This window comes from Klenkia sp. AC732 (assembly GCF_979256525.1).
Genome location: NZ_CEEDOS010000011.1, coordinates 18,117 through 30,582, shown reverse-complemented (window position 1 = coordinate 30,582; position 12,466 = coordinate 18,117). Strand labels below are relative to the sequence as shown.

Here is a 12,466-nt window from a genome sequence, read left to right as displayed (position 1 = left end):
GCCGGGTGGTCGTCCCGCTCCTCGGTGGCCACCTAGGCTCGGGGCGCCGCCGCCCGGCGGTCCGACCCAGGGAGACGCGTGTCCGCCCAGCCCGCCGACGCCGCGCCCGAGCGCACCCGCGACGCCGAGCGGACCCGGGCCGAGATCCTCGCCGTGGCCACCTCGGAGTTCGCCGACTCCGGCTACGCCGGGGCCCGGGTCGACGTCATCGCGGCCCGCACCAGCACCACCAAGCGGATGATCTACTACTACTTCGGCAGCAAACAGGGTCTGTACGTCGCCGTCCTCGAGGCCGCCTACACCCGCATCCGTGGGCTGGAGCAGCAGCTCGACGTCGAACACCTCGACCCGGTCGAGGCGGTCCGTGAGCTCGCCGGGCTGACCTTCGACCACCACGAGGCGCACCCGGACTTCATCCGGCTGGTCAGCATCGAGAACATCCACCACGGCGAGCACATCGCCTCCTCCGCCGTGCTGTCCACGATGGCCAACCCGGTCCTCGACGTCCTCGGCGCGATCCTGGACCGCGGCCGCACCGCCGGCGTCTTCCGCACCGACGTCGACGCGTTGGACGTGCACCAGGTGATCAGCGGGTTCTGCGTCTTCCGGACGGCGAACCGGCACACCTTCGGCACGCTCTTCGGCCGCGACATGCTCGACCCGGCCACCCGTGCCCACCAGCGCCGGATGCTCGGCGACCTCGTGGTCGCCCACCTCACCGCGGTCTGACCGACCGGCGGCGCGTCCGCGCCGTGGCGCTTGACACGGTGACCCGCGCCACCTCACCATCCAGTACGTAACCAGTTGGTACATAGACCGACGGACACGAGCTCCAGCCCTGACGAGGGCAGGCCGGACGTCGACCGGAGACCCCGGACGACGTGCGCACAGCACTGCAACGCCGCACCGCTGACCGCACCCGCGCACCGCAGGCCCACCGGGCCGGCGGTCGCCGGCAGGCCCGACCTGCCACCACCCCCAGGAGACCGTCATGAGCACGACCCACGAGGCGGGCGGCCCGCCCGCCGCGACGCCGCCGGCCGTCAAGCGCACCCCGAAGAAGGCCGCCCTGAGCGGCTGGCTGGGCAGCGCGCTGGAGTACTACGACTTCTTCATCTACGCCCAGGCCGCTGCGCTGGTCTTCCCGACCGTCTTCTTCCCGGCCGACGACCCGCAGGTCGCCGTCGTCGCGTCACTGGCGACCTTCGGCGTCGGCTACGTGGCCCGCCCGATCGGGGCCTTCGTCCTCGGGCACTGGGGCGACACGCACGGGCGCAAGAACATGCTCGTGCTCTGCATGCTGATGATGGGCGTCTCGACCTTCCTGGTCGCGGTGCTGCCCACCTACGGCCAGGTCGGCGTGCTCGCCCCGGCGCTGCTGGTGCTGATGCGGCTGGTCCAGGGCTTCGCGGTCGGCGGCGAGATCGCCGGGGCCAGCACCATGACCATGGAGCACGCGCCGTTCGGCAAGCGCGGCTTCTACACCAGCTTCACCCTGCAGGGTGTCCAGGGCGGGCAGCTGCTCGCCGCGGCGATCTTCCTGCCGCTGGCTGCCGTGCTGCCCGAGGACGACTTCCAGAGCTGGGGCTGGCGCATCCCGTTCCTGCTCAGCGCCGTCGTCATCGTCGTGGGCCTGGTCGTCCGTCGGAAGGTCGAGGAGACCCCCGCGTTCCAGGAGAAGGCCGCGACCGGCGAGGTGCCCAAGGCACCGATCGTGCAGGTCGTGCAGGAGAACGGCGCCGACATGCTGCGCGTGGTCGTCATGGCGCTGATGAACGCCGTCCCGCTGACCGCCACGGTCTTCGGTGCCACCTACGCGACCAGTGAGGCCTACGGCGTCGGGTTCTCCACCGCCACCTACCTGTGGATCTCCGTCGTCGGCAACCTGGTCGCGATGGTGCTCATCCCCTTCGTCGGCGACCTGTCCGACCGGATCGGCCGTCGGCCCTGCATCATCGTCGGCGCACTGGGCTCCACCGCGATGGCCTACGCCTACCTGCACGCGATCAGCATCGACAACGTCCCGCTGGCGTTCGTGTTCGCACTGCTCATGTGGGGGTCGGTGTACCAGGGCTACAACGCGGTGTTCCCGAGCTTCTACCAGGAGCTCTTCCCCACCCGCACACGCGTGACCGGCTTCGCGGTGAGCCAGAACATCGGCACGATGATCACCGCGTTCCTGCCCTCGCTGTTCGCCGCCATCGCACCGCCCGGGTCCAACGTGCCGCTGATCGTGGGCAGCATCGTGTTCGGCATCGGGATCGCAGTGGCCCTGGCCGCCCTCTCCGCGCGGGAGACCCACCGGGTGGCCCTGGACGACCTCGGCCGGGCTGACGCCGTCCCGATGGACAAGGCCGAGTACGCCCGGGTCAGGGCGAACCCGCTCGAGGACGTCACCGCCCGCGTGTGAACCGCTGCACCGGGGTCCCGCCGTCCGGCGGGACCCCGGTGGACGTCACGGTCCGCCGATGGCGTCCAGCTCGGCCAGTTCGGCAGGCCCCAGCACGCGGGCGGCCGACTCCAGGTTGGCCTCCAGGTGGGCCACCGACGAGGTGCCCGGGATCAGCAGCACGTTGGGCGAGCGGGCCAGCAGCCAGGCCAGCGCCACCTCCATGGGCGTCGTCTCCAGCGTGCGCGCCACCGACTCCAGCGCCCGGGACTGCAGGGGGCTGAAGCCGCCCAGCGGGAAGAACGGCACGTAGGCGATGTCCTCGCGGGCCAGTGCGTCGATCATCGGGTCGTCGGCGCGGTGCACCAGGTTGTAGTGGTTCTGCACGCAGACCACCGGTGCGATGGAGCGGGCCTCGGCCAGCATCGTGGTCGACACGTTGCTCACCCCGATGTGCCGGACGAGTCCCTCGGCCTGCAGCGCGGCCATGGTCTCCATCGGCTCGGCCATCGAGCGCTCCACCGGCTCGGCGAACCCGGGCATCCGCAGGTTCACCACGTCGAGCGCGTCCAGGCCCAGGTGGTCCAGGTTGTCGTGCACCGCCTGCCGCAGCTCGTCGGCCCCCAGCGCCTCGGGCCAGTCGCCCTCCGGCGTCCGGCGGGCCCCGATCTTGGTCACGATGGTGAGCTGCTCCGGGTAGGGGTGCAGCGCCTCGCGGATGAGCTCGTTGGTCACGTGCGGGCCGTAGTAGTCGCTGGTGTCGATGTGGTCGACCCCCAGCTCCACGGCCCGGCGGAGCACCGCGACGGCCGCGTCGCGGTCGGCCGGCGGGCCCATCACGTGCGGTCCTGCCAGCTGCATCGCGCCGTAGCCGATGCGGTGCACGGTGCGGTCGCCGAGGACGAGGTCCCCGGCGCGGTCAGCCGTCGTCGTCATGTCCCCGGTCTACCCCGGGACGGCGGTCAGCGCGCGGCGACGGCCGCCGTGGCCCGCTCCCAGGTGTCCACGTCGGCGACGACGGGGTCCGGCGTCAGGGCGTCGACCCGCTCGGTGCGCATGGCCAGCAGACAGACGACGGTGCCGGCCAGGGCGAGGGCGGCACCCACCCAGATCGGCGCGGTGTAGCCGTAGCCGGCGCTCAGCACGCCGGCCCCCAGCGCCGCACCGATCGCGTTCGCCACGTTGAAGGCGCCCTGGTTGGCCGCGGACACCAGCGATCCGCCGCGCACCCGCGCGGCCTCGATGACCTTGTTCTGCACGACCGGTCCGGCCGCGAAGGCCACCGTGCCGAAGAGCACCAGCAGCACGACGGCGGCGGCCGGGGTGCGCACGGTCAACGCGAAGGCCACCAGCAGCAGCGCGGTGACCAGCAGCCCGACGAGCACGAAGCGCAGGCCGTAGCGGTCGCCGAGCTTCCCGCCGGCGAGCGTGCCGACGGTGGTGCCGACGCCGAACAGCGCCAGCACCGGCGTCACCCAGCCCTCGGTGAGGCCACCGAGCTCGGTGAGGATGGGGGAGACGTAGGAGTAGACGGCGAACAGGGCGGCGAAGCCGACCATGGTCACGCCCAGCACCATCCACACCTGGCGGCGGCGGAAGGCACGCAGCTCGCTGCGCAGGTCGGTCTTCTCCCCGCTGACGGCCGGCATCCAGGCGGACAGCCCCGCGATCGTGACCAGTCCGATCACGGCGCAGGCGGCGAGCACGAGCCGCCAGCTGGTCTGCTGGGCGACGAAGGTGCCCAGCGGGACGCCGATGACGTTGGCCAGGGTGAGCCCGACCATCATCAGCGAGATGGCCTGGGTGGCCTTGTCGCGGGGGACGAGCCGCCGGGCGGCGACCGCGCCGACGCCGAAGAACGAACCGTGCGCGAGGGCGGTGAGCACCCGGGCCACGACCAGCGTCGTGTAGTCCGGCGCCAGGGCGGACAACGCGTTGCCGACCACGAACACGACCATCAGGCCGATCAGGGTCTGCTTGGGGGTGAACCGGACGCCGAGGGCGGTCAGCGTGGGCGCCCCCAGCACGACGCCGACGGCGTAGGCGCTGATCAGCAGCCCGACGGCGGAGACGGAGACGCCGAGCCCGTCGGCGATCTCGGGCAGCATGCCCATCACCACGAACTCGGTCGTGCCGATGCCGAAGGCACCGATGGCCAGGGCGAGCAGGGCGCGGGGCACAGCAGTCCTCTACGAGGCAGACGTCGGGGGTACCCCCAGCCAAGGCCATGAGCCCCCCGACGCCATCCCGTGACGGGCATGAGACCCGTCACGTCGTGTACCGGTCACCTCACGGCTGCAGCAGCACCTTCACCGTGCCGTTCCGCTTCTGACGGAAGTCCTCGTAGGCCTGGGGTGCCTGCTCGAGGGGCACCCGGTGGGTCGCGAAGTCGTCCACGCCCAGGACGTCGGAGTCCTCCAGCAACGGCAGGATGTCCGGCACCCAGCGCCAGACGTTGGCCTGGCCCATGTGCAGGCCGATCTGCTTGTCGAACATGCGCATCAGCGGCAGCGGGTCGGTGGCCCCGCCGTAGACGCCCGACAGCGAGATGGTGCCGCCGCGGCGGACCGCCTCGATCGCGGTGTTGAGCGCGGCGAGCCGGTCGATGCCCGCGACCGTCATGACCTTCTCCATGATCGCGTCGGGCACCAGTGCCGAGGCCTTCTGGGCGAGCTTGGCGCCGGGTGAGCCGTGCGCCTCCATGCCCACGGCGTCAATGACGCTGTCCGGCCCGCGGCCGGCGGTCGCCTCCCGGACCTGCCCGACGACGTCGGCCTGGTCGGTGCTGGCGATGACCTCGATGCCGCGGGCGCGGGCCCGGGCGATGCGCTCGGGGACGACGTCGGAGGCGATGACCCGGTAGCCCAGGTGGGCGGCGATCCGGGCGCACATGTCCCCGATGGGTCCCAGCCCCAGCACCAGCACCGTCCCGCCCTCGGGGACCTTCGCGTACTGCACCGCCTGCCAGGAGGTGGGCAGCACGTCGGACAGGTAGACGAACCGGTCGTCCGGCGGGCCGTCCGCGACCTTGATCGGCAGCGTGTTGCCGAAGGGCACCCGCAGGTACTCCGCCTGCCCGCCCGGGACCTGGCCGTAGAGCTTGGTGTAGCCGAACAGCGAGGCGCCCATGCCCTGGTCGCGGTTCTGGGTGGTCTCGCACTGGCTCTGCAGACCCTGCGAGCAGGTCCAGCAGGTGCCGCAGGAGACGTTGAACGGGACGACGACCCGGTCGCCGGCCTTGAGGGCGGTGACCTCGGGCCCCACCTCGCGGACGACGCCCATCGGCTCGTGGCCCATGACGTCACCCACGGTCATGAACGGGGCCATCACCTCGATCAGGTGCAGGTCGGATCCGCAGACCCCGGTCGAGGTGATCTCGACGATGACGTCGGTGGGGTCGGTGATGGTCGGGTCGGGGACCGTGTCGACGCGGACGTCGTCGCGGCCGTGCCAGGTGACTGCGCGCATGCGGGAGTGCTCCTGTCGGGCTCGGGGGCCACCGCGTCACACCGCACACCCGTGGTCTCCAGGTGCGCAGCGGTGCGTGTGGTGTCTCTCGCACCTACCCGCTCCCGGGCTCCGCACGCCTGTCCGCTGTGCGATCACCACCTCACGGAGGGTCGCCGTTTGGCAGCTTGTGTGGTGACCTGCCCCACAAATCGCCCGTCGGTACCCCCGGACCCTGGTCACGAACGGATCACGACGTGTTTACATGGGTCCCGTTCCGGATCGCACGGACCTCCCCCCAGCTCCCCGACGAGAGACAGGTGCATGACGCTGCAACACCCGGAACGGCTCCTGTCGGACGTCCTGGACACCCGGACCGGTGCTCGTCGCACCCCTCTCGGCCCACTCGTCACCGCAGGACCGCAGGGCGCGGCCGCGTCGGGGGGACCGGCCACCGCGGACTCCATCCCGGTCTGGTCCGGTGACACCGAGTCACGGCTGGTCCCGCACCTCGCCGTGCACCCGTCCGCCGGCCGGCCCCGGACCGGCGAGCGCGCCGTCCGCGCCGCTGCCGGTCGGGCGGCCCGCACGCTCTCCTCCCGCGACGTCCCGGCCGCCGACGCAGCCGTCGTCCCGCTCGCCTCCGCCGGCGACGGCGACCTCGTGCTGGCCGATGCGCCCCGGGCCGACGTCGAGGTGTCCGCCGCCGAGATCATCGCCGCGATCGCCGAGGGCCGTGTGCCCCGCGGCCGGCACCGCGTGGCCCGCCCGGTGCGGGAGCGGTCGGTCTCCGGCCCCGGCCGGATGCGCCGCCCCACGCTCTACCTCGCCGCCGCCCTGGTCGGGGCGACCGGTGTCGGGCTGGTCACCGCCGGGGGCGACCCCGCAGCGCAGGCCGACACCGAGACCGCCACCCAGGCGACCAGCGTCGCCGACGCACTCGGGCTGCAGGCCGCCCCGGCGTCGCCGGCCGCGGTCGAGACCCGGGCGGTCGACCAGCTCCAGCAGATGGTCGCCAGCCGTGCCCAGCGCGAGACCGAGCAGGTGGCCGCCGCCGACGCGCAGGCCGCTGCCGACCAGGCCGCGCTCGACGCGCAGGCCGCGGCCGAGGCCGCCGCCATCGAGGCGGCCCGGCCCCGGGCCGTCGCCCCCGTCGACGGCGCCCGCCTGTCCAGCACCTTCGGCTACCGCTGGGGCACGCTGCACGCCGGCATCGACCTGGCCGCGCCGATGCTGACCCCGGAGTACGCCGTCATGGACGGTGTGGTCCTCAAGGCCGGCGCCGCCAGCGGCTTCGGTCAGGCCGTCTACATCCAGCACGAGAACGGCGACGTCACGGTCTACGGCCACATGGAGCAGATCCTGGTCACCGCGGGTCAGGTCGTGCAGGCCGGCGACACGATCGCGCTGCTGGGCAACCAGGGCCAGTCCACCGGTCCGCACCTGCACCTCGAGGTCCACCTGGGCGGCATCGACGGGGAGAAGGTCGACCCGGTCCCGTGGCTCGCGGAGCGCGGCGTCACCCTCTGAGCCCAGCTCCACCGCACGCCCCGTCCTCGTCCGAGGGCGGGGCGTTCGTCGTCCCGGGGGAGGGTGAGGCACACTCCTCGCATGCACGTCGACGCATGTGACGCCTCCTGATGGGCCACGACCACGCGCACGGCCACGCCCACGGCGGGACCGTCTCCGCCGGACACCGCCGACGGCTCGCCCTCGTGCTGGCCATCACCGGCACCGTCCTCGTCGTCCAGGCCGTCGGTGCCGTGCTGTCCGGCTCGTTGGCGCTGCTCGCTGACGCCGCCCACATGGCCACCGACACCGTCGGCATCGCGCTGGCCCTGGGCGCGGTGACCCTGGCCCAGCGACCGGCCTCGGGACGACGCACCTTCGGCTGGCAGCGCATCGAGGTGCTCGCCGCCGCCGGCAACGGACTGCTGCTGCTGGCGGTCGGTGGCTACGTCGTCGTCGAGGCCGTCCGCCGCATCGGCGACCCGCCGGAGATCCGGTCCGGGCTGATGCTCACCGTGGCCGTGCTGGGCCTGGTCGCCAACCTGGTCTCCCTGGCCCTGCTGCGCGAGGGGCAGGGGGAGTCGCTCAACATGCGCGGCGCCTACCTCGAGGTCCTCGGTGACGCCCTCGGGTCGGTCGCCGTCATCGTCGCTGCGCTCGTCATCGCCACCACCGGCTGGACCGCCGCCGACGTCGTCGCCTCCTTCGTCGTCGGCGCCCTGGTGCTGCCGCGGGCCTGGTCGCTGCTGCGGGACGCCCTCGACGTGCTGCTGGAGGCCGCACCCCGCGGCGTCGACATGGCCGAGGTGCGCCGGCACGTGCTGGGCGTGGAGGGCGTCACCGACGTGCACGACCTGCACGCCTGGACCATCACCTCCGGGCTCCCGGTGCTGTCCGCGCACGTCGTCGTCGACGACGCGCTGCTGGCCGACGGCCACGGCGGTCGGGTGCTGGACGCGCTCTGTGCCTGCCTGGGTGGGCACTTCGACGTCGAGCACTGCACCTTCCAGCTGGAGTCGGTCTCCCACCGGGCGCACGAGGCACCCGTCCACGACTGAGGGGGCACCCCCTCGCAGGGCCGTCGGGGCCGTGCCTTCACGTCGGCGGGAACGGTGGGAGAGTGGGGGACGTGCACGACCACTCGGACATGTGGATGCCCACCGACCCGCCCACCTGGGCCCGACTGTTCACCCCGCACCTGGACGGCTGGTCCTGGATCGCCGGACTGACCGTGCTGGCGATGGTCGCCTACCTCGTCGGCCTGGTGCGGCTGCGCCGGGCCGGCGTGCGCTGGCCGTGGTGGAAGACGCTGTCGTTCACCCTCGGTGCGATCTCGCTGTTCGCCGTCACCGGGACCGAGCTGCACGGGTACTCGATGGTGCTCTTCAGCGTGCACATGGCCCAGCACATGGTGCTGTCGATGGTGTCGCCGCTGCTGCTGCTGCTCGGTTCCCCGGTGACGATGGCGCTGCGGGCCCTGCCCCGGGGCAAGGGCGCCGCCGGCGCACCGCGGGCGCTGCTGCTGGAGGCGCTGCACAGCCGGCTCGCCCAGTTCCTCGCACACCCCGGGTTCACGATCCCGCTGTTCATCGTCAGCCTCTACGGGGTCTACTTCACCCCGCTGTTCGACGACCTGATGGCCGACCCGCTGGGTCACCAGTTCATGCTCGCCCACTTCACCGTCACCGGGCTGTTGTTCTTCGGGCCGCTGCTGGGCCAGGACCCGTGGCCGCGGACCGTCGGGCACGCCGGTCGGATGATCGAGCTGCTGCTCCCCATGCCCTTCCACGCCTTCTTCGGCGTCGCGATCATGATGGCCGACACCCTGGTGGTGGAGACCTTCGCCAACCCGCCGTCCTCGTGGGGGGTGGACCCGCTGGCCGACCAGACCACGGCGGGGTCCATCGCCTGGTCCTTCGGCGAGCTGCCCACCGTGCTGGTGCTGGCCGTCGTGTTCTTCCAGTGGGCCGGGTCCGAGACCCGCCGCAACAAGACCCGTGACCGCACGATCGACCGGGTCGGGGACGTCGAGCTGGACGCCTACAACGCCCGCCTCAAGGCCATGGCCGCCTCCGGGCGCTGAGCCACCCGGAGCCCGGACGCCAGACGGCCCGGCGCCCCCGAGGGGGTGCCGGGCCGTCTGTGTGTCCGGTCAGCCGGCGTGCACGGCCATCTCGGCCGGCAGGTCGTCCTTGCTGGCCTGGATGAGCACGGCCGAGGCGATCGCGGCCACCAGCAGCAGCCCGGCACCCCAGGTGAAGGCCGTCGTGTAGCCCTCGACCTGGGCGACGAGCGGGGCCACCGGGTCCTGCTCGGTCGCCGGGCGGTCGGCGAGGGAGTTGGTGATGGCGGTGACCGAGAAGGTCGCCAGCAGCGCCGTCCCGATGGAGGCACCGACCTGCTGGACGGCCTGCAGGACCGCGCTGGCCGCGCCGGCGTCGTGCTCGCCGACACCCACGAGCGCCAGGTTGGACAGCGGCACGAAGGTGAAGCCCAGTCCCAGGCCCAGCAGCAGCTGGCCCGGCAGGGCGACCTGCCAGAACGGGGTGTCCAGGCCGAGGAAGGACAGGGTGAACAACCCGCCCGCGGCGAAGAGCCCACCGGCGACCATCAGCGGCTTGGGGCCGATCCGGGGCACCAGCTGGCTGGCCGCCCCGGCCGCCACCAGGACGCCGGCGGTCACCGGCAGCGAGGCGAAGCCCGCGCTGACCGGGGTGTAGCCCAGCACCTGCTGGAAGTACAGGCTCAGGAAGAAGAACGAGCCGATCAGCCCGGCCCCCACCAGGGTGGCGGTCAGGTAGGCGCCACCGCGGTTGCGGTCCAGCACCAGCCGCATCGGCAGCAACGGGTTGCGCACCCGGAACTCCACGACGACGAAGGCCACGATCAGCGCGACGCCCAGCAGGATGAAGGTCAGCGCCGGGCCGTTCGCCCACGGGCTGCTGCCGTCGCCGGCCTGGGCCGCCTCGGCGACCTTGGTGAACCCGTAGACCAGCGACGCGAGGCCGACGGTGATCAGCACGGCACCCGGGACGTCGTACTTCGTCTCACCGGAGGCCTTGCTCTCGGGCACGATGCGCCAGGCCGCGACGACCGCCAGCACCGCGATCGGCACGTTGACCCAGAAGCACCAGCGCCAGTCGGCGTACTCGGTGAGCACGCCGCCCAGCAGCAGGCCCACGGCGGAGCCGCCACCGGCGATCGCGCCGTAGACCGCGAAGGCCTTGGCCCGCTCGGCAGCATCGGTGAACAGCACGGTGATCAGCGCGAGCGAGGCGGGGCCCAGCAGGGCGCCGAAGGTGCCCTGCAGGGCGCGGGCGGCGAACAGCAGCGCCTCGTTGGTGGCCAGACCCCCCAGTGCGGAGGCCAGCGCGAAGCCGACGGCACCCACCAGGTAGGTGCGCTTGCGGCCCCAGAAGTCGGCGATGCGCCCGCCCAGCAGCAGGAAGCCACCGAAGGTCAGCGTGTAGGCGGTGACGATCCACTGCTGGTTGGCCTCGCTGATGTCGAGGTCCACCGAGACGGCGGGCAGCGCGATGTTCACGATGGTCGCGTCCAGCACGATCATCAGCACGGTCACGGCGATGACGGCCAGGGCCAGCCAGCGCTGCGGGTAGGGGTGGTCGGCGGACGCGGCGGTGGGCCGGTCGCGGGCGGGGTCGGTCACGGGGTTCCTCGAGGGGTGCGGGGAGCGGGGAGCCACGGTGCGGACGACGTCGGCCGGGTGGTGGGGGGAGAGCTGCGACGATGGTGGCGTGCCTGCACGTCTGACGGTGATCGCCGACACGCACCTGCCCAAGCGGGCGAGGGACCTGCCGCATTCCCTCTGGCGTGAGATCGATGCCACCGATGTCGTCGTCCACGCCGGCGACTGGGTCGACGTGGCCCTGCTCGACGAGCTGGAGCGCCGGGCGCACCGGTTGGTCGGCGTCCACGGCAACAACGACCACGGCCCGCTGCGCGAGCGGCTGCCCGAGGTGGCCCGGGTCGAGATCGAGGGCGTCCGCCTGGCCGTGGTGCACGAGACCGGGGACGCGAAGGGCCGCGAGGCACGCTGCTCGGTGGGCTACCCGGACACCGACGTGCTGGTGTTCGGCCACAGCCACATCCCCTGGGACACCACGACCGCCACCGGACTGCGGCTGCTCAACCCGGGCTCGCCGACCGACCGCCGGCGCCAGCCGCACTGCACCTACCTGACCGCGGTCGCCGATGCCGGCGTGCTGCGCGACGTCGTGCTGCACCGGCTGCCCCCGCGCACGTGAGCCCGCCCCTGCCGCCCGCCGCGGTCGCGCTGCTCGCCTGCCCGGTCTGCGGCGAGGGGTTCACGGTGGCGGGGGAGTCGCTGCGCTGCGCAGCCGGGCACGCGTTCGATCGGGCCCGCCAGGGCCACGTCACCCTGCTGCCGCCCTCGGGGTCCCGGCACGGAGGCGACTCGGCGGCGATGGTCGCCGACCGGGCCGGCTTCCTGGCCGCCGGCCACTACGCCGGGGTGACGTCGGCGCTGGCCGACGCGGTGCTGGCCGAGGGGGAGCCCGGCACGCTGCTGGACCTGGGTGGGGGTACCGGGGACCACCTGGCCGGCGTGCTCGACCGAGCTCCCGCCGCCGTCGGGGTGGTCCTGGACGCCTCCCGGTACGCGGCCCGCCGGGCCGCCCGGGCGCACCCCCGGGCGATGGCGGTGGTCTCGGACAGCTGGTCGGCCTGGCCGGTGCGTCCGGCCTCGATCGACCGGGTGCTGGTGGTCTTCGCCCCGCGCAACGGCGCGGAGACCGCGCGGGTGCTGGCACCGGGCGGGCGGCTGGTGGTGGTGACCCCGGCGGCGGACCACCTGGGGGAGCTGGTCGGCCCGCTGGGCCTGCTCTCGGTGGACCCGGACAAGGCCGCGCGGCTGGCCGCCTCGCTGGAACCGCACCTGCACCCGGTCGCGACGGGTGGGCACCGCGAGGTGCTCGAGCTCGACCACGGCGCGGTGCGGACGCTGGTGGGGATGGGCCCGCACGCGCGGCACCTGGCGCCGGGGGCCCTGGACGCCGCCGTGGCCGCGCTGCCGGCCCGGGTGGGGGTCACCGTGGCCGTCGACGTCTCGACCCACGCCGCAGGGAGCTGAGCGGGCCGCAG

Annotated in this window: 11 protein-coding genes; 7 read left to right on the top strand and 4 right to left on the bottom strand. The window is 73.1% G+C overall.

From position 1 onward, the window contains the following. Window positions 1-78 precede the first annotated feature (78 nt). Together AC0IVP_RS07060 and AC0IVP_RS07055 are read left to right on the top strand one after the other, a co-directional pair. Window positions 79-729: a TetR/AcrR family transcriptional regulator gene (locus AC0IVP_RS07060; RefSeq protein WP_056297064.1), complete on the top strand. Its 651-nt coding sequence runs from the start codon at window positions 79-81 to the stop codon at window positions 727-729. Between the two features lie 262 nt (window positions 730-991). After that, window positions 992-2,410, top strand: a complete 1,419-nt coding sequence (locus AC0IVP_RS07055; protein ID WP_471755491.1) for an MFS transporter — start codon at window positions 992-994, stop codon at window positions 2,408-2,410. Window positions 2,411-2,455: 45 nt separating this feature from the next. On the opposite strand, the gene AC0IVP_RS07050 is transcribed toward AC0IVP_RS07055, so the two are convergent. The 3 genes from AC0IVP_RS07050 to AC0IVP_RS07040 form a co-directional block, all read right to left on the bottom strand. After that, window positions 2,456-3,325, bottom strand: coding sequence for an oxidoreductase (locus tag AC0IVP_RS07050; protein WP_056297071.1), 870 nt, complete (start codon window positions 3,323-3,325; stop codon window positions 2,456-2,458). 26 nt (window positions 3,326-3,351) lie between these two features. Beyond that, window positions 3,352-4,569: an MFS transporter gene (locus tag AC0IVP_RS07045; RefSeq protein WP_471755489.1), complete on the bottom strand. Its 1,218-nt coding sequence runs from the start codon at window positions 4,567-4,569 to the stop codon at window positions 3,352-3,354. A 109-nt stretch (window positions 4,570-4,678) separates the two neighbouring features. Further along, window positions 4,679-5,857, bottom strand: a complete 1,179-nt coding sequence (locus AC0IVP_RS07040; protein WP_056297077.1) for an alcohol dehydrogenase catalytic domain-containing protein — start codon at window positions 5,855-5,857, stop codon at window positions 4,679-4,681. A 303-nt stretch (window positions 5,858-6,160) separates the two neighbouring features. On the opposite strand from AC0IVP_RS07040, the gene AC0IVP_RS07035 reads away from it, so the two are divergent. The 3 genes from AC0IVP_RS07035 (at window position 6,161) to AC0IVP_RS07025 (ending at window position 9,428) form a co-directional block, all read left to right on the top strand. Beyond that, complete coding sequence (locus AC0IVP_RS07035; RefSeq protein ID WP_471755487.1) at window positions 6,161-7,366, top strand: M23 family metallopeptidase; 1,206 nt, start codon at window positions 6,161-6,163, stop codon at window positions 7,364-7,366. 110 nt (window positions 7,367-7,476) lie between these two features. Next, entirely contained in the window at window positions 7,477-8,403 is a 927-nt protein-coding gene (locus AC0IVP_RS07030) for a cation diffusion facilitator family transporter (protein WP_471755485.1), read from the top strand. 71 nt (window positions 8,404-8,474) lie between these two features. Next, window positions 8,475-9,428 carry a cytochrome c oxidase assembly protein gene (locus AC0IVP_RS07025; protein WP_235564845.1) on the top strand — a complete coding sequence of 318 codons (954 nt, stop codon included), beginning with the start codon at window positions 8,475-8,477 and terminating at the stop codon, window positions 9,426-9,428. Window positions 9,429-9,497: 69 nt separating this feature from the next. Here AC0IVP_RS07025 and AC0IVP_RS07020 read toward each other — a convergent pair whose 3' ends face one another. Continuing rightward, window positions 9,498-11,012, bottom strand: coding sequence for an MFS transporter (locus tag AC0IVP_RS07020; protein WP_056297083.1), 1,515 nt, complete (start codon window positions 11,010-11,012; stop codon window positions 9,498-9,500). Window positions 11,013-11,100: 88 nt separating this feature from the next. Between AC0IVP_RS07020 and AC0IVP_RS07015 the strand changes: the two genes are divergently transcribed. Continuing rightward, on the top strand, window positions 11,101-11,610 hold the full coding sequence (locus AC0IVP_RS07015; RefSeq protein ID WP_056298139.1) for a metallophosphoesterase family protein: 510 nt from the start codon (window positions 11,101-11,103) through the stop codon (window positions 11,608-11,610). Next, window positions 11,607-12,455: a putative RNA methyltransferase gene (locus tag AC0IVP_RS07010; RefSeq protein ID WP_471755482.1), complete on the top strand. Its 849-nt coding sequence runs from the start codon at window positions 11,607-11,609 to the stop codon at window positions 12,453-12,455. Before AC0IVP_RS07015 ends, AC0IVP_RS07010 begins: the two co-directional genes overlap by 4 nt. Window positions 12,456-12,466 lie beyond the last annotated feature (11 nt).

Coding starts and splice junctions, on each gene's coding strand:
- AC0IVP_RS07030 (WP_471755485.1), top strand. CDS start 7,477: ATGGGCCACGACCACGCGCACGGCCACGCCCACGGCGGGACCGTCTCC.
- AC0IVP_RS07055 (WP_471755491.1), top strand. CDS start 992: ATGAGCACGACCCACGAGGCGGGCGGCCCGCCCGCCGCGACGCCGCCG.
- AC0IVP_RS07040 (WP_056297077.1), bottom strand. CDS start 5,857: ATGCGCGCAGTCACCTGGCACGGCCGCGACGACGTCCGCGTCGACACG.
- AC0IVP_RS07050 (WP_056297071.1), bottom strand. CDS start 3,325: ATGACGACGACGGCTGACCGCGCCGGGGACCTCGTCCTCGGCGACCGC.
- AC0IVP_RS07035 (WP_471755487.1), top strand. CDS start 6,161: ATGACGCTGCAACACCCGGAACGGCTCCTGTCGGACGTCCTGGACACC.